The following is a 16,781-nucleotide window of genomic DNA, read 5'->3' on the forward strand; positions in this document are numbered from 1 at the left end:
ACCGCGATGTGGGCTCGGCCGATGGGTGCTACAGGTGTGGTGTGGTCCGGACCGTAGCTTGGTCGCCCGATCGGTGGTTGCGATCCGTCTGCGCTGGCGGGTCGTCGTGGTCGACATTCGGTGGTGACGGGTCGTGGGACTTCGGGGGCTCGCTAGCCCATGACCCTTGCGCCGTACGTCGTCGCCACCGACATCAGGGCGCGGGCGGTTCTGGCCCGGCGGAGGTCTGCGGCGGTCATCGCGCGCCAGTCCGGTGGGAGGGCGTGGAGCTGGGCCACGGTCATCGGGAGGGCGGCCAGGCTGAGGCGGGTCAGCTCGCCGGCGTGCGGGGTGGCGGCGCGGGCGGTGAGGCTGCGGACGAACCACATCCAGCGCCACACCCACTCCTCGCGGGGCCAGGCACCGGCGTCGCCGGCCCGGTCCAGCAGCCACAGTTCCAGGCCGGCCCAGTCGGCGGCGCGCTGGGGGTCGCCGAAGCGGAGGGTGGTGAGCGGGTGCACGAGCGAGGTCCACCAGTCGGCCGCCTCCGAGCTGTCGGGGACCCGGTCGGCCAGCCACTCGGCGCGTTCGCTCCGGGGCAGCGGGAGGAGGTAGTCGAGGCTCTCGCAGACCGCCCGCCAGCGGGACTCGGGCAGGGCCGGCAGCTCCGGGACGGGCCAGACCGGGGCGGCGATGGCGATCGCGGTGCCGTCGCCGTCGACGGTGATCGTCGAGCCGCTCAGCGGGGCCTTCAGCGTTATGTCAACGGCCCCGGCCCGGGCCGGGGGTAGCGGCGCCAGGTTCTGGCCGACGCGGCGCAGGTCCTCCTGCAGGTCGTCGAGGCGGATGCGGCCCGGAAGGCGGTCGACCCGGACCACCAGGAACCGGCCCTGCCACGGCTCGTCCGGGCCCAGGCGCTCGTAGTGGCACTCGACCCGGCCGAAGTCGCGGTACATCCCGTCGGGGCCGGCGTGCTCGGTGAACTCGGCGCCGAGGGTCGAGGCGAGCGCGTGGATCGGCGCGTCGGCGCTCAGGCCCTGCACGCGGGCGGTGGCGAGGGCCTCGGCGCACAGCTCGAACGGGCCCGGGACGGCGTTCATGGCGACACGCCCGCGACTGTCGGGATGTTGTCGAGATCGAAGATCGCCAGCGCCACGCCAGCGATCGTACGCACCCGTGCAAAGCCCCGCCCGAAGCTTGCTGAACACGCCTTATGCCCGCCAGATGGCGATTTGCCACCTGGCGGGCGGGAAGCGGCCGAACTCGCGGACACTCAGCCGATCCGGTACGTCTCCCCGTACACCTTCCACGTCAGCGGCGTGTGCAGGTCCAGGTTGCCCTGCTGCAGGAACTGCCGCTGCGCGGTGTCGACCCGGCTTGTGTCGCTGTGGGCGGCCTCGGTGCGCATGGCCGTCGCCCGGGCGTCGAGGAACGCGGTCAGATACGCGCTCTCGCTCCCACCCTGCGCCGGCGCCTTCGCCTTGGCCAGCGCGGCCTTGCGGATGCCGCCGAAGCTGTCCGCGTCCGGGCCGGGCCCGTGCATGACCATGGCGTCGTAGTACGCGAACTGGCCGAGCACGCCGACACCGTCCGCCTTGGCCTGGGCGACCGCCGGGTTGAAGTAGACGCGGTCGCGCTCGTCGTCCTGGGCCTTCGTGAACTGCGGGTCGGCCGCGGCCTTCGCCCAGGCGGCCGGGAACCCGTCGAGGCCGGCGTGGGAGGCACTGCCGTTGACCTTGCGCAGGGCCGGCAGGTACTGGGCGAGGGGGTTGGCGGGGACGCGCTGCGTGTACGCCTCGACGAGGTCCAGCATGTCGCCGGTACCGGAGCAGAAGCCGATGATCCCGCCGGTGAAGCCGCGGCCGTCGCCGATGTCCTCGATGTACTTGTACTGCGCCTTCCAGTCCAGCGACGAGTTCTCCGCCGACGACACGAGCTGCATCGCGATGTCCTTCTTGCCCGGGTCGGCCAGCCCGGTCCCGGAGCCGGCGCCGCCCGGCGCCGCCGTCCTGGTCGCGGCCGCGGACTTCGACGGGCGGGGCACGTCGGAGGCGATCACCGGAACTCCCTGGGATGCGCGGCCCGGGCGGCGGGCCGACGGAGCGTCGCCGGCGGTGTCCTGGCCGGTGCCATAAACCTCAAAAGCGAAGAGCGAATAGCCCCATTTGGTACCGCGTGCAGTCCCGTACATCCGCACGAACCGCCCCGCGCCGGAGAGCCCCGTCAACTCGTCGGTGCCGCCGTCCCCGGCCGTCGTGGCGCCGATCGTGGTCCAGCCCTGCCCGTCGGGCGACGTCTGGATCTCATACGCCTTGCCGTACGCGGTCTCCCAGCGAAGCCGCACCCGGCTGATGGCGTGCGACTCACCGAGGTCGACGGCGATCCACTGCGGGTCGACGCCCTCCTCACTGCCCCACCGGCTCGTGCCGTCACCGTCGACAGCGTTGCCCGCGCCGAGCTCCGCGGACTCCTCCGACGACGCCGTCGCCGGCCGCCCCTGCGACAGCAGCGTGTCGGTCGCCGCTTCCGCCCCGACGTTCGCCCAGACGACCAGCGGGACCGCGATGAGTGCTCCGGCGCCGGCGAGCGCCCCGATCAGCCTGCGAGATAAGTGCACCCCGGAATCGGACCATGCGTGAGGTCCCGCTGACAGCGCGCTAAAGCCGGATCTAAGAAAACCCTCACCCCACCGCATCCCGTTCGGGTGACGCCGCCTAAGAAAGGCGCGACCACCAACCGCCCGACCTCGCCGCCGGCCGCCCCAGCCACCGCACGTCGCGGCTCAGCGCGCGGACGCGGCCCAGCCACGCCGTCAAGCCCGCACGCGCCGCGGCCCGACGCGCGGACGCGGCCCAGCGGTGCCGCTCGGACGCGGCGTCAGTGCCGGGCGCCGCCGAGCAGGAGGTCGCGCAGGGCCGGCTCGAGGTCGGGGTGTTTGAAGTCGAAGCCCGCGTCCAGGAGGCGCCCGGGCACGCAGCGGCGGCCGGTGAGGGCGAGGGCCGGGTCGGTGCGCAGGACGAAGGCGCCGAGGCGGGCCAGGGTGGCCGGGGTCGGCGGGGCGGGCGGGCGGTGCAGGACGGTGCGCAAGGTCCGCATCAGTTCGGCGTTGGGGACCGGGTTGGGGCCCGTGACGTGGACGATGCCGCTCATCGCGGGATGCGCGAGCACATGCCGTACCACCGCCAAAAAATCGGTGATGTGGATCCAGCTGATCCACTGCCGGCCCGTGCCGACGCGGCCGCCGAGGCCCCACCGGACCAGGCCGGTCAGGCGGTTCAGGGCCGGGGTGCCGCGGTCCAGGACGATGCCGGTGCGCAGGATCGCCTGGCGGGTGCCGACGATCGCGCGGTGGAAGGTCGCGGCCTCGGTCAGGGACGCGGCCGCCTCCCAGGCCCGGGCCACGCCGGCCATCTGGGGCGGGCCGTCGGCCGGGGCGGCGGTCTCGGACAGTTCGGTGTCGCCGGCGTCGCCGTAGATCGCCAGGGTGCTCGCCTGCAGCCAGACCGCGGGTGGCTCGGCCAGCACGGCGGCCGCCTCGACCAGTGCGCAGGTGGGGCGGACCCGGGAGAGCCGCAGCAGCTCGACGTTGCGCGGGGTGGGGCGGCGGTCGACCAGTTCGCCGGCCAGGTTGATCACGGCCGCGCCGGAGAGCTCGGCGGCCCAGTCCTCGACCGTGGCGCCGTCCCACTCGACCTGGCGGTGCGGGACGTCGGCGCGTGCGCGGCGGGTCAGGATGACGATCTCGTCGCCGCGTTCGGCCAGATCGGCCGCGATCCGGCGCCCCAGCGCGCCCGTCCCCCCGGCCAGCACGATCTTCACGATCGCCTTTGTACCAGCCGATCCGCGCGGTTGCCACGGTGCCGTGCGCGGAGCGCGAGATCAGCCCGCCAGACCGCGCAGGAGCAGGTTGGTGAACGCATCGACGACCTGCTCGTCCGTGTACGGACCACCGGGCGGCAGGGCGTAGCTCACGAGGGCCAGCAGCGCGCCCATGCCGGCGGCGAGCAGCTCCGGCTCCCCCGGCAGCTCCCGGCCCTGCTCGCGGAGCCACTCCAGGTGTTCGCGCAGCATCCCGGTCTGCCCGCTCAGGTCCTGCCAGGCCCGCCCGGACGCGGGGTCGTCGGCGACCATCGACTGGAACATCGCCACCTGGATGGCGCGGTGCTGGCGCATCACGCCCCAGGCGATCTCCAGGTGCGCGTGCAGCTGGGCCCGGTCGGTCAGGTCGTGCTCGCGCGGATGCTCCTGGGCGGCCAGGCGCTCGTCGGCGGCGTCCTCGATGTCGCCGAGCAGCGCCCGCAGCAGCTCCTCCTTGTCCGCGAAGTGCTCGTAGAACGAGCCGGTCGAGCGGCCGGCGGCGGCGGTGATGTCGGTGATCTTCGTGTTGAGGTAGCCGCGCTCGCCGAACAGCGTGCGGGCCGCGTCCAGCAGCGCGGCCCGGGTCTGGGCGGCCTTGGCCTTGCGTACCCCCGGCGTCATGGCCAGTGATCCTCCCAGATTCCGCCGGTTGACATCCGCCACTCTACCGAACACACTTTCACCGAACATAGATTCAGCGAAATAAAATTCAGTGAAATGGGGAGGGCGAGATGCGAGCGATCGTGATCGGTGGCGGGGTCGGCGGGGCGACGGCGGCACTGGCGCTGCGGCGGATCGGTGTCGACGTGACCGTGTACGAGGCGTACGAGGACCCGGCCGGCGACGTCGGGGCGTGGATCAGCCTGGCCGCCAACGGGCTGCGGGCCGTCGACGCGCTCGGCGGCCTGGCCGCGGTGCGGGCGGCCGGGTTCGAGATCGAGCGGCAGCGGATGTGGTCGGCCGGCGGCATGCTCATCGGCGACGTCGCCCGCGGCCGCCGGGCGAGCGACACCCTGCACAGCGTGTCGATGCTGCGCGGGCGGCTGGTCGCCACCCTGCGGGCGGCCGCGACGGAGGCGGGCGCGACGATCGTCACCGGCGCGCGGCTCGGGCACGTCGAGGAGACCGGAACGGGCGTGCTGGCCACGTTCGAGGGCGGCCGCACCGACACCGCCGACGTGCTGGTCGCCGCGGACGGCCTCTGGTCGACGGTCCGCGCCCACCTCGACCCAGCCGCACCGCTGCCGCAGTACGCCGGCCTCTTCAGCGTGTCGGGCGTGTCGCAGCTCGACGGCGTCGACCCGGGCGTGTTCAACCTGACGTTCGCGCGCAACGGCGCGTTCCTGCACCTGCGCGCGGGGGCCGAGGTGTGGTGGTCGGCGCAGGTCAGCTCGCCGGTGACCCCCGCACGCCGAGGCATCGACGACGCCACTCGACTGCAGGAGCTTTCCCGGTTGTACTGCGATGAGGCCGTGCCGGCCGCAATCCTCGCCGCCACCACGTCGCTGCAGCCCACGACCATCATGCACGTGCTGGACCCGGTCACGACGTGGCACAGCGACCGGATCGTCATCATCGGCGACGCCGCGCACCCGGTCGGCGCCGGCCAGGGCGCGTCCATGGCGATCGAGGACGCGCTCGCGCTGGCGGCCGCGCTCCAGGCGGCGCCCTCGGTGGCGGAGGCGCTGCGACGCTACGACGCCGACCGCCGGCCCCGGATCACCAAGGTCCTCGGGACCGCCGAGGACAATCGCAACGCGAAGCGGTCCGGCCCGCTCAAGCGCCGGCTCCAGGCCGCGATGATGCGGATCTTCGTGCCGATGGTCTACGAGAAGGCGACCGCCTGGCTCTACGCGTACGAGCCCGCGAAACTCGCCGCGCCCGACCGCCGTTGAGGCGACCGGCAACACGCGGCTCCGGCCTGGGCCGGCACCGCTGGATCGCGACGGTGGTGGCGCCCTCGATGGCGGTCCAGGCTTCTCCCCGGTCGCTTCCGAGCCGGCGCTGCTGGGTCGCAGCGGTGGTGGCGCCCCGATGGCGGTCCAGGCTTCTCGCCGGTCGCTCCACGTGATCGGGGCAACGCTCGGGCGGTGCGCCGGACGGCCGCTACGCGCAGTAGCCTTGGCGCGGTGGACAGCGCCCGCCGGCAGATCGAGGACCTCGTGCGCGGGGCGGTTCCCTATGAGAGCGGGCTCGACCTGCTCGCCGTCGCCCCCGCGGCCGAGATCGACCCGGCCCTCTTCGCCGCCCTGATCGACGCCACCGCGCGGCTGTGGCGGGGTGGCTGGCAGCCGGCCGAGCTCCACCGGGCCGTCGTGCGCCGCGGCGGCACCGACCGGCCGGTGCTCGGTCTAGCGGTTGTCGACGCTATAGCAGTACAACTGCGGGGGTTGGATCGAAGAACAATCGACGACCGTTGGCTCGCGCAGGCCGACGAGCTCGAGGCCCGGGTGTGGTGGAGCGCCGACGAGCGGTATGTGTCCGAGCTCACCGCGAAGCGCCGCCGGGACCGGATCTCCGTCGTCGACGACCTGCTGGGTCTGCTGACGGAGCTGGCCGAGCTGCCGTCGATCGAGGTGCTGGTGCCGTTCCTGAAGACCGCCGCGGCGGCCCGTCCGGGGGCTTCGGCCGTCGACGATCGGCTGCTCGACCGGGTGCGGGCGCTGCTGGCCAAGGCCGAGTCGACGACCTACCCGGCCGAGGCCGAGACCTACACGGCCAAGGCGCAGGAGCTCATCGCCCGGCACGCGATCGACGAGGCCCTGCTGGCCGGCCGGGGCGAGCGCACCGACGTGGTGCCGTTCGCGCGCCGGATCGGGGTCGACCACCCGTACGAGGGCGAGAAGGCGTCGCTGCTCAGCGCCGTCGCCGACGCGAACCGCTGCCACACCGTGTGGTCGCCCGACCTCGGCTTCACCACGGTGTTCGGGTTCGACGCCGACATCGACGCCGTCGACCTGCTCTACACCTCGCTGCTCGTGCAGGCGGGCCGGGCCATGGCGAAGGCCGAGCCACCCGGGGGCAAGGCGGGCCGGGCCCGGCTCAAGGCGTTTCGCCAGTCGTTCCTCGTCGCTTACGCGGTCCGCATCGGGGAGCGGCTGGCCCGGGCCACGGAGCTGGCTTTGGAGCAGGCTACGGACAAGAGCTTTCTGCCGGTACTGCGCTCACGCGACGAACAGGTCCGCGAGACGATGACCCGCATCTTCCCCCGCACGGTTCGCGGCCGCGGGAGCCGGGTCGACAGCCGGGAGGGCTGGGAGTCGGGCCGGGAGGCCGCCGATCAGGCGGTGCTGAGCTGAGCTTTCGTTCGCACTGCAACCTGAACCTCGGCTTGGACTTCGGCTCGGACTTCGGCTTGGACCTCGGGTTGGACTTCGGCTTGGACTTCGGCTCTTGACAAGGACGGGCCGCGCACTCCGCCAACTGGTGTGCGCGGCCCGCCACTCCCCCGCCCTCAGGGGGTCCTTGATGCGCAGCTCCACCCGCTTGATCACTGACCCTCGATCATCGTGCCGATCGCGGTTGAGAGAGCGCTCTCTGAAGCGTTCCTCGTGTATGGCCTTGCTGTCAAGGGGGTGAATGCCTCTGGTTCGGTTTTTGCCCGGAGAGCGCTCTCCGGTTGTTACTGAGACGGTGCGGGCGGGTACGAGACCGACATGAGGCATCAGGGCGTTGGGCAGGTCGTCGTCATCACCGGGGCCAGCGGCGGCATCGGCCGGGCCACGGCCCGGGAGTTCGCGAAGCGCGGCGCCTCGGTCGCCCTGCTGGCCCGCGGCGAGGCCGGCCTGAAGGCCGCGGCCGAGGACGTGGAGAACCTGGGCGGCGAGGCGCTGCCGATCCAGGTCGACGCGGCCGACTTCGCCGCCCTCGACGCCGCCGCCACCCGCGTGGAGAACGAACTGGGCCCGATCGACGTCTGGGTCAACGACGCCTTCACGTCGGTCTTCGCACCGTTCATGCAGGTCCACCCGGACGAGTTCAAGCGCGTCACCGAGGTGTCATACCTGGGCTACGTCTACGGCACCCGCGTCGCCCTCGAGCGCATGCTCCCCCGCAACCGCGGTGCGATCGTCCAGGTCGGCTCGGCCCTCGCGTACCGCGGCATTCCGCTGCAGAGCGCGTACTGCGGGGCGAAGCACGCGATCCAGGGCTTCAACGAGTCCGTCCGCGTGGAGCTCCTGCACGACAAGCGCGACGTGCACGTGACGATGGTCCAGATGCCGGCGGTGAACACCCCACAGTTCGACTGGGTCCGCTCCCGCCTCGGCCGCCACGCCCAGCCCGTCCCCCCGATCTACCAGCCGGAGCTCGCCGCGAAGGCCGTGGTCTACGCGGCCGACAACCCCCGCCGCCGCGAATACTGGGTGGGCGCGTCAACGGTCGGCACCCTGATCGCCGACAAGTTCATCCCGGCGCTGCTGGAGCGCTACCTGGCCCGTACCGGCTACGACTCTCAGCAGACCGCGCAGCCCCGCGACCCGAACCAGCCCGAGAACCTGTGGGACCCGGCCGACGAGCACACCGACTTCGGCGCGCACGGCGACTTCGACGCCAAGGCCAAGCCCCGCTCGCCGCAGCTGTGGGCCTCCCACCACCACGGCCTGATCGCCGCCGCCGGCGCGGGCCTGCTGGGCTTGGCCGGCGTCGCCCTGGTCCGCCGCCGATGAGCCTTGCGCCGCCCGTCCACCTTGGCCGGCTTCGCTGTGGTCCGCCGCCGACGCCGGCCTGCCCACGTTGGCCGGCGTCGCTGTGGTCCGCCGCGCCGATGGGACCGGTCGTCGATGGGCTCGCGCCGCCCGAAAGCCGCCGCCGGCCGACTCGCCGCCACTTGAGCCGGTGTCGCTGACTGTTCTGGCCCGCCGCCGGTGACAGCTATCCGACAGCGTTGAACCACCCGGCCGCAGGGTCCGTGCGCTCGGTATGCGGATCCTGTTCAGCGCGTGCCCTTTGTCCGGACATGTCGCGACAATCCGGCCACTGGCGGTGGCTGCGCGGGCGGCGGGCCACCACGTGGTCATCGCCACCGGCGCCGGCCTGACCACCGGCCTGGGTCTGGAAACCTGGCCGATAGGCGCCGCCAACGCCCCCTTCAGCCGGGGTGGCACGGCCGCCGAACGAGCCGCGTTCTTCGCCAGCTCCGCCGCCCGCCGGACGGAAGACCTGCTGCCGAGAGCCGAGGCCTGGCGCCCCGACCTGATCGTCTCCGACACCGCCGAGGTGGCCGGCGCGGTAGCGGCGGCGGCGACCGGAGCCAGGCACGTGGTGCACGGCCTGGGCATCATGCCGCCGATGGTCCTGTGGAACGCCTACGCCCTGCACCTGGACGGCCTGCTGGCCCGCTGGGGCCTGCTGTCGACGTCGGTGGACGCGGCCCGGGACGTCACCTACTTGGACGTGTGCCCGCCGACGCTGCGCCGCCAGGGCGAACGGATCTGGACGAACACCCTGGACCTACGCCCGACGACGGTGAGCCGCGGCACCGCACCCCCGATGCGAGCCCTGCCACACCGCAACACAGTCCTGGCCCGCCCCCAATCCCCAGCCGACGCCGCCGCGATCCTGAGCGCGCTCCGCAACCAGCCGATCAACCTCCTCCTGGAAGCCGACCCGTCATCGTTCGGCCCCCAGCCCGCAAACGTCCTGATCGCCACCAACTTCCCCGACGCCGAGGTACTCCCCCACTGCGCGGCCCTGATCTCCTCCGGCGGCCCCGGCGTGCTCCTGCCGGCCCTGGGTCACGGCCTCCCCCAACTGATCCTCTCGACCGAGCCGACCGCACCCCCGGAAGGCGAAATCACTCACGCGGGCGCCGCGTTGACGGCGGCCACCCCGGTCCCGGCCGCAGCGGAGCAAGCGGTCCGTACCCACCTCCCACGCCTGGTGGAAGACCCGGACTTCGCCAGCGCAGCAGCCTGGATCCAGGTGGAGATCGCCGCTATGTCCTCCCCGGAGGCGATAGTCCGAGCCCTGACCACCGAGGGAGTCCCAGCCCTACGCTGACCCGTTACGCGTAGAGCCCTTCAGCCTCCGTCACCGGCGGCGGCGACCACGTAAAACCGGCGGCGGCGGCCATGTGGAACCGGCGGCGGCGATCACGTTGAATCTCCGACGGCGACCACGTGGAACCGACAGCGGCGACCACGTTGAACCGGCGGCGGTGACCACGTTGAATCTCCGCGATGTCCCCGCGAGGGCGGAAGACGTTTGCGAGCCCGGGAGGCCGGGTAGCGTCGCCGTCATGTGGCTGATCGCTCGCTCCGCTCTGCTAGGCGCCGCCGCCGGTGGCCGCAGCCTGGCCGCCCCCGCCGCCGTAGCCTTCGGCAGCGGCTCCCGAGCCTGGAAACTGGCCACGACCGCCGCCGCCGCGGGCGAGTTCGTGGTGGACAAACTCCCCAACGCCCCCAGCCGCCTGTCCGCCGCCCCACTGGCCGGCCGCCTCCTCTTCGCCGGCGCCGCCGCCACGTTCCTGGCCCGCCGCGAGGGCGCCAACCCGATAGTCCCCGCCTTGGCCGCCGCCGCCGGCGCGGTAGCCGGAAGCTACGCCGGAGCCCGCTGGCGCTCCTTCGCCGCCGACCGCCACTGGGCCGCCCTACCAGCCGCCCTGGCCGAAGACGCCGTGACCTGGACCTTGGCCACCACCGCCGCCCGACGCTGACCCCCGCCGACCGGACCACCCGCACCCGACCCGCGCCCACCAGCCACCAGCACGGCCACCAAATCAGTCCCGCCGAACAAACCGCGGCGGCCAGCGGAAGCGCACGGTAAACGAACGCCGTGCGGCCAACGGAACCAGCATGGCTCGCCAACGCAGCGGGGTTCACAGCGGCGAACACGCGGCACTGCATGCGGCGGACGCGCAGTGCTGCATGCGGCGGACGCGCGCCCGCCGAGCGGAAGCACACGGCAAACCGGCGCAGCGCGACCAACGGAACCAGCACGGCTCACCAACGCAGCGGAGTTCACAGCGGCGAACACGCGGCGCTGCATGCTGTGGACGCACACCTGCCGGCGGGGTAGCGGGTGCGGGTCAGAGGGAGTGGCGGGGGCGGTGTGGGGGTGGAGGCGTCGACGCTGGGTTGTCGGGGTCGGTTGACGGTAGGCGGGATGGCAGTGGGAGGGGGCGACGGCGCATTGGGAGGGCGGGTAGGGCGATCGGTTCGGTGGGCTCGGCGGGGCGGGGTGGTTCGTTGTCGTCGCGGTGGGGTGCGGACGGGCCGGCCGGGAGGGCGGGGCGGGGCGGGTTGAAGGCGTGTTTCGCTCTCCGGAAGGACAGCATGGCCGCGGCGGCCAGGAGGATCGCGCCCAGGGCGGTGGCCAGCTCCGGCAGGTACGTCGGGATGCCCAGATACACCGTGATGCCGAGGATCCGGGACAGGCCCCATGGCAGCAGGGCCATCTGGTCGTTCCAGATCGTGAGGGCCCGTTCCAGGCCCAGCGCCGCCACCAGGGCGCCGAGGAGCAGCAGGGGCGTGCCAGCGGCGGCCAGGAGCACGGCCAGGGTCCGGCGGCGCGGCATCGAGTAGCGGTCGCGCAGGACCAGCGCCACGGCCACGAACAGCCAGGCGAAGGCCGCGAACGCTACGCACACGTAGATCGAGCGGCGCACCGGGTCGGTCCAAAAGGCGAACCAGTAGCCGCCCGGGCCGCGCAGGATCATGGCGGCCAGCAGGATCGCGGTGCGGAGCATGGCGACGCCGCCGATGGCGGCCCACAGGTGGAACGGGTCGCGGCGGCCGGTCAGGATGCGGGCGGTCACGGCGAAGAGGAGCCAGCCGCCGAGCGAGATCACGAGGTGGGCGGGGGCGGCGAACCACGTGTAGACCAGGCGGGACAGGATGAGGGCGGCGGCCGGTATGGCGATCACCAGCACCCGGTCGAGCCGGTTGGGCAGCGGCGTCAGGTCGGCCAGGCGCCACGGGCGGGTCGCGCCGAGCCAGAGGGCGCGCAGGCCGGTCGAGCGGCCGACCAGGCCGACCAGCAGGAGCAGCACCACCAGGCCGAGCAGGACCCGGGCCAGGACGGACATCAGCGGGTCGCGGTCCGCGCGGGCGGCGCCGATGTCGGCGGCCGTGAAGTTGTACGCGGGGAGGTCCACGTCGCCGCCGTAGCGGGCCACGTGCGTGTCGCGGGCCTTGCGGTACTGCTGCTCCGCCGCCTGCCACGCCGTGCGGGCCGAGGCCGAGCCGGTGTCGAGCCACTGGGCGTGGCGCAGGAACATGGTGCGGTAGGCGCCGAGCGTCCGGAACAGGTCCGTCTCATACGCGAGGGCGTCGAGCAGCTTCGCGCGCAGCGTTGCGTCGCGCCACGTCGCCGGGTCGGTGGCGGCGATCGTCTCCTGCATCGACGCGGCCAGGGCCACGGCGCGGTCGCCCTCGGCGATGGTCTGCTCGATGTGGTCGCGGCTGACGGCGTAGATGCTGTCGAGGGCCGCGGAGTCGCCGGTGACGATGTCCCACTCGAAGATCCACATCATCGGGGGCGGCGCGAGGCCGAGGGCCTCGACCTTGTCGTCGGCGTAGGGGCCCAGGTAGAGGCCCTTGGTGATCGCCTCCCGGGACATGGCCATCATCCGGCACACGGCGGTGACGGTGGCCGGGTCGTCGGAGAACGTCTGGCGGGCCCAGTCGGCGGTGATCTGGGCCGCGGGGGTCGCCGGGTCCCAGGCGAGCCGGCCGAGCGCATAGGAGTTGAGGTCGTACAGCTGCCAGAACCCCGAGCGCAGCAGCAGCGTCATCGGGCCGGCCCGCAGCGGGCCTCCGTCCTGGGTCCACGTCCACACGCCCTCGATGTGCGGGTTGGCGGCCAGGAACCGTTGCAGCGCCTGCTGATGCAGGCCGGTGAGGTCGTTGGGCAGGGACCCGAACGCCTCGAACTCCCGCCGGCTCTGGAACTCCACGATCCGCCGCTGACCGCCCTTCTCCAGCGTGGAGTTGAAGGGCAGATGGCTATAGAAATCCCCCAGGGTGTACTTCGTCGACACGATCAGATGCGCGTTGTCCACGTCGCCGAGGACCTCGTCGTAGGCGCCCGGGTCGGTATGCAGATCCCCGACCGCGCCGACGCCGACCGTCCACGTGCGGAAGATGATGTCGCGGCCCGCATCACCGGCCGCCTGCAGCAGCGACGTGAGCATCGTGCGCACGGCCTGCGGCGTGGTCACAGCGATGCGCGACTCGTAGTCCCAGCCGGGCTGCTTGTAGACGTCGCCGCCCTCGCCGACGCGGATCATGAGGCCGCTGACGAACGGCATGCGCTCGAAGAGCTCGGCCAGGCCCAGGGCGTACACCCGCCAAAAATGCGGATCCTCGACCTTCAGGCCGCCGTAGGTCTTCTCGAGATACCGCTCCAACGGGGGCGACAGCGCGAGCATGTCGGTGAGGAAGTACACCTTCATGCCCATCTCCGCCGCATAGCGGAAGACCGGTGCGAACGCGGCGATCAGCGCCCGCGCGCGGGCTACGTGATCGTCGTTGCGGTCGTAGACCGTGAACCCGTCGCCGACCCGCGAGAACGTGATGTATTCCAGGAACCCCGGCAGGACGATCCCGTTGTACCCCTGCGCGAGCGCGTGCTCGACGAACTGGTGGAACTGCCGGGAGATCCGCTCGACGGCGATCTGGTCGACCCACGGCGCCCGGGGCAGCAGCGCGCCGCCGACGACGTCGGTGTTGAGCGAGTAGTCGGTGCCGGCGGCGAACGCGGCGACATCCGGCTCCCGGCCGACCGACCCGGCATCGGTCAGGCGCAGGCCGAGGCGGGGCGTGACGACGCTGCCCTTCTGCTCGACCGGCACCAGCGCCTGGCCCGAGCGGACGCGGTCGGCCAGCGCGTAGAGCCCGGCGGCCGCACCCGCCTCGTCGCCGCCGGTGAGGGCGAGCGGTTCGTCCAACCTATAAGAACCGGGAGAAAGTGCTGGATCCAGGTGTACTGCTACATCGCCCGACCCTTCCGAGCCGATCACGGGCCGGGGCGCGCCGCGGGCGACAACGGCATCGGCGAGTGCGGTGGCGGCCAGGCTCAGCCGCGGCGACGTCGGCACCGAGATCGATCCGATCGCGACGGGTGCGGAGGCACCGACGTCGGCCACCAAGGGCCGCTCGACCGGGATCGCGGCCCGGTCGAAGCGCAGACCGAGCGCGCCGCCGACGCCCCACGCCACGAGCGCACCCAGCACCAGCAGCGCCACCAGGATGGCGAGCGGGGTGCGAGCACGGCGTCGGGTCACGGGCGACATCGTAGGCCGGGGGTCCGACAATTCCGAGCTTGATCAACAAGCGATCACATTTCGTGATTCAAAGATGACCGCTCGGCTCAGCCCGCCCCGAAGCAGACGAAGCTGTCGGCGCTGGCGCGGTCGCGCTGGTCGGCCGCGGACTGGGCGGCGGCGAGCGCGGCGGCCGGGCCGAGGCCGGTGGCCAGGTGACCGTAGAACGCGCGCATGAGGTGGCGGGTCGCGCCGTCGTCGACGGGTCCCGTGCTCGCGATGACGGTTGCGGTACCCATATTGAGCAGGGCTGCGACCAGGCCCATGAGCTCATCACCGGGGTGCACGGCGGCCAGGCCGGTGTCACAGCCGGAAAGCACCAGCAGCGCGGGCGGGCGGCGCAGGGCGGTCAGGTCGTACACGGTGAGCGGGCCGTCGGCGAGCATGAGGAACGAGAAGAGCGGGTTGTCGACGCGGAACTCCCCGTGCGCGGCGATGTGCCCGACCGCGGCCCCGTCGAGCGCGGTCAGCGCCGACTGGACGCCCGCCCGGTCCCCGGCCAGCACCGTGGCGCCCGATCGGTCGGCCGCGATCTCCCGCACCTCATCCCCCGCCTGCTCCGCGGAGTGGGCCCCGACCAGCACCAACTTGCCGTCCACAGTGGACGACATCACGCACCGCAGCCAGATCGTCGCTGACGGTGCAACCGTAAGCGATCTTCCCCGCAGCTTGGGTAGCATCGACCACGGCAGCGCATGGAGGGCTCCGGTCGGCACCAGGACCAGCGGGCCGTCGCCGATGAGGTCGGCGATCGGACCGAGCAGGAGCCGGTCGAGGGCCTCCGCGCGCCGCTCGAGTCGCTCGCCGTCCGCGGCGTGGCCCAGCACCTGAGCGTGCAGGGCGAACCGTAGAGACTCCAGTTCGGCCCGCACCGCGTCGATCTCCCCGACGATGCGATGCGTGACCTTGCGCCCGCGCACCACGAGGGCATGCAGGTGCCCGTCGATGTCGAGGAGCTCGACGAGCACCCGCTCCCCCAGCGCTGTGGCCAGGTTCGGGATTGACAACTCCACAGCGTTGGGAGAAGAACCGGGAGCCCGCCAGGAGCGGCGGCGGATCTCGGCCTCCAGCACGCGCTGGCGTCGCAGCAGGCGGCTGGTGCGCTGCGGGCCGGTCGGCGCCGCGGTCAGCTCGCCGTTGATCCGCCGCAGCTCCACCAGGTGGCGGGCCACGACCGGGTCCGTGGACGGGTGCGTCGGCGGCAGCGACAGGGCGGCGGAGCGGCACCGCTGGGCCCAGGCCAGGGCCGAGGCGGGTCCGCCGTGCTGGAGGGCGAGCCGCAGCCGCAGGCCGGCCAGGGCCACGATCTCGGCGCTACCGCGCACGCGCAGCTCGGTGGCGCCGAGACTGGCCCGGTAGGAGTCGGCCTGGCGCAGGCCGGAGTTGGCCGCCCGCACCGACTCCGCGACGGCCCCGGAGGCCAGCTCGACCCGAGCGCGGATGTGCCACCAGCGCACCCGCAGTGGGGCCGGGCCGAGCTTGGCCGCGCCGCCCGCCTCGGTGAGCAACTCGCGGGCGGTGTAGAGCTCACCGAGGTCGACCGCGAGCTGAGCGGCGTCGAGCAGCGCGTCCCAGCCGGGCTGCAGCCAGCCGGCCTCGAGCAGGTGCGCCGCGACCGAGCGCAGTTCGCGTAGCGTGCCCCGGTTGGCCTTGCCGAGCGCGATGACGGAGGCGATCTCGGCGACCTTCGCCCGGGCGCTCCACACGGTGCGTCCCTGCCGGTGGAACACCCGGCGGGCAGTGGCGGCCGCCGTCTTGGACTCGTCCGGCGTGCCGGCGGCGAGACCGTGCCGGGCGAGCATGAAGTAGGCCTGGGCGAGCACCGAGTCGAGGTGGCCGTCGGTGCAGGCGTCGATGGCGGCCCGGATGGCGGACTCGGCCTCGGGCAGCAGCCGCACCGAGAGCAGCAGGTCGGCCCGGTCGAGCAGGCCGATCGCGGCGGCGCCGGTGCTCCACAGCCGGTCGTGGGCGCGGTCGTAGCGGGCCAGCGCGGTGGGGACGTCGCCGGCCTGGGCCGCGACGAAGCCGAGGTTGTGCTCGACCTGGGCCGCGGCGGTGGCCATGCCGAGCCGGTTGTAGAGCGTCTGCGCGGCCCGCAGATCGTTTTCGGCCTGTTTGAGATTTCCTCGGTACCCGTGCAGGACACCCCGGTTCGTCAGGGTTCGCGCCTCCCACACCTGGTCGCCGGATTCCCGGAAGGCACGGAGGGCCCAGCGGTACAGCTCCATCGCCTGCCGGTCGAACCCGAGCCGCCAGAGGATCAGCGCCCGCTGCATGATCGCCCGGGCCCGCCGGTGCCCGTGAAGCTCAGCTACGGCGCGGTCGATCTCCTTGAGTGCGGCGCTCGTCCGGCCGAGGTCGTCGAGGATCAGCGCGTGGCTCATCCGAGCCTCGGCCTCGTGCACGCGCAGGCCGTGCCGGCGGGCGACGGAGATCGACGCCTTGAGGTGGGTCGCGGCGGAGCCGGCGTCGTGCTGGGCCTGGGCGGCCAGGCCCAGCGCACGCAGGGCCACCGCCTGCCGCCCGGCGTCGCCGTCGCGGCGGGCATCGCGCAAAGCCGACTCAGCGAGGTGCTTGGCCTTGCCCGGGTCGGCCATGACAATCGGGAGCAGCCGCTGTGCCAAGTCTTCGTCGGCGGCGGGGAGCACGGGTGCAGCCGTCATGGATGCATCCTGTCAAA

11 protein-coding genes are annotated in these 16,781 nt (G+C 72.8%); 5 read left to right on the forward strand and 6 right to left on the reverse strand.

The features are described from left to right. Window positions 1-152 precede the first annotated feature (152 nt). The 4 genes from ACIA8L_RS35540 to ACIA8L_RS35555 all read right to left on the reverse strand — a co-directional run bounded on the left by ACIA8L_RS35540 (window position 153) and on the right by ACIA8L_RS35555 (window position 4,458). Complete coding sequence (locus ACIA8L_RS35540) at window positions 153-1,079, reverse strand: hypothetical protein (protein WP_395911421.1); 927 nt, start codon at window positions 1,077-1,079, stop codon at window positions 153-155. 173 nt (window positions 1,080-1,252) lie between these two features. Then, entirely contained in the window at window positions 1,253-2,596 is a 1,344-nt protein-coding gene (locus ACIA8L_RS35545) for a chitosanase (protein WP_395911422.1), read from the reverse strand. A gap of 260 nt (window positions 2,597-2,856) precedes the next feature. Beyond that, window positions 2,857-3,798 carry a TIGR01777 family oxidoreductase gene (locus tag ACIA8L_RS35550; RefSeq protein WP_395911424.1) on the reverse strand — a complete coding sequence of 314 codons (942 nt, stop codon included), beginning with the start codon at window positions 3,796-3,798 and terminating at the stop codon, window positions 2,857-2,859. A gap of 60 nt (window positions 3,799-3,858) precedes the next feature. Continuing rightward, window positions 3,859-4,458 (reverse strand): TetR/AcrR family transcriptional regulator, encoded by a 600-nt coding sequence (locus tag ACIA8L_RS35555; RefSeq protein WP_395911426.1) that lies wholly within the window; start codon window positions 4,456-4,458, stop codon window positions 3,859-3,861. Window positions 4,459-4,568: 110 nt separating this feature from the next. On the opposite strand from ACIA8L_RS35555, the gene ACIA8L_RS35560 reads away from it, so the two are divergent. The 5 genes from ACIA8L_RS35560 (at window position 4,569) to ACIA8L_RS35580 (ending at window position 10,492) form a co-directional block, all read left to right on the forward strand. Next, entirely contained in the window at window positions 4,569-5,732 is a 1,164-nt protein-coding gene (locus ACIA8L_RS35560) for an FAD-dependent oxidoreductase (protein ID WP_395911428.1), read from the forward strand. 234 nt (window positions 5,733-5,966) lie between these two features. Continuing rightward, window positions 5,967-7,136 carry a DUF2786 domain-containing protein gene (locus tag ACIA8L_RS35565; protein WP_395911430.1) on the forward strand — a complete coding sequence of 390 codons (1,170 nt, stop codon included), beginning with the start codon at window positions 5,967-5,969 and terminating at the stop codon, window positions 7,134-7,136. Window positions 7,137-7,493: 357 nt separating this feature from the next. Continuing rightward, complete coding sequence (locus ACIA8L_RS35570) at window positions 7,494-8,504, forward strand: SDR family oxidoreductase (RefSeq protein ID WP_395911432.1); 1,011 nt, start codon at window positions 7,494-7,496, stop codon at window positions 8,502-8,504. 316 nt (window positions 8,505-8,820) lie between these two features. After that, window positions 8,821-9,837, forward strand: coding sequence for a glycosyltransferase (locus ACIA8L_RS35575; RefSeq protein WP_395911433.1), 1,017 nt, complete (start codon window positions 8,821-8,823; stop codon window positions 9,835-9,837). Window positions 9,838-10,075: 238 nt separating this feature from the next. Further along, complete coding sequence (locus ACIA8L_RS35580; protein ID WP_395911435.1) at window positions 10,076-10,492, forward strand: hypothetical protein; 417 nt, start codon at window positions 10,076-10,078, stop codon at window positions 10,490-10,492. 372 nt (window positions 10,493-10,864) lie between these two features. Here the strand turns inward: ACIA8L_RS35580 and ACIA8L_RS35585 are convergent, their stop codons facing one another. Then, the gene (locus ACIA8L_RS35585; RefSeq protein WP_395911437.1) at window positions 10,865-14,062 is read right to left on the reverse strand and encodes a hypothetical protein; all 3,198 of its coding nucleotides are present in this window, start codon (window positions 14,060-14,062) and stop codon (window positions 10,865-10,867) included. 86 nt (window positions 14,063-14,148) lie between these two features. Then, window positions 14,149-16,764 (reverse strand): CHAT domain-containing protein, encoded by a 2,616-nt coding sequence (locus ACIA8L_RS35590; protein ID WP_395911438.1) that lies wholly within the window; start codon window positions 16,762-16,764, stop codon window positions 14,149-14,151. Between the last annotated feature and the right edge of the window lie 17 nt (window positions 16,765-16,781).

Source organism: Dactylosporangium sp. NPDC051541 (assembly GCF_044454505.1).
Lineage (GTDB): Bacteria > Actinomycetota > Actinomycetes > Mycobacteriales > Micromonosporaceae > Dactylosporangium.

Coding starts and splice junctions, on each gene's coding strand:
- ACIA8L_RS35570 (WP_395911432.1), top strand. CDS start 7,494: ATGAGGCATCAGGGCGTTGGGCAGGTCGTCGTCATCACCGGGGCCAGC.
- ACIA8L_RS35555 (WP_395911426.1), bottom strand. CDS start 4,458: ATGACGCCGGGGGTACGCAAGGCCAAGGCCGCCCAGACCCGGGCCGCG.
- ACIA8L_RS35590 (WP_395911438.1), bottom strand. CDS start 16,764: ATGACGGCTGCACCCGTGCTCCCCGCCGCCGACGAAGACTTGGCACAG.
- ACIA8L_RS35540 (WP_395911421.1), bottom strand. CDS start 1,079: ATGAACGCCGTCCCGGGCCCGTTCGAGCTGTGCGCCGAGGCCCTCGCC.
- ACIA8L_RS35560 (WP_395911428.1), top strand. CDS start 4,569: ATGCGAGCGATCGTGATCGGTGGCGGGGTCGGCGGGGCGACGGCGGCA.
- ACIA8L_RS35580 (WP_395911435.1), top strand. CDS start 10,076: ATGTGGCTGATCGCTCGCTCCGCTCTGCTAGGCGCCGCCGCCGGTGGC.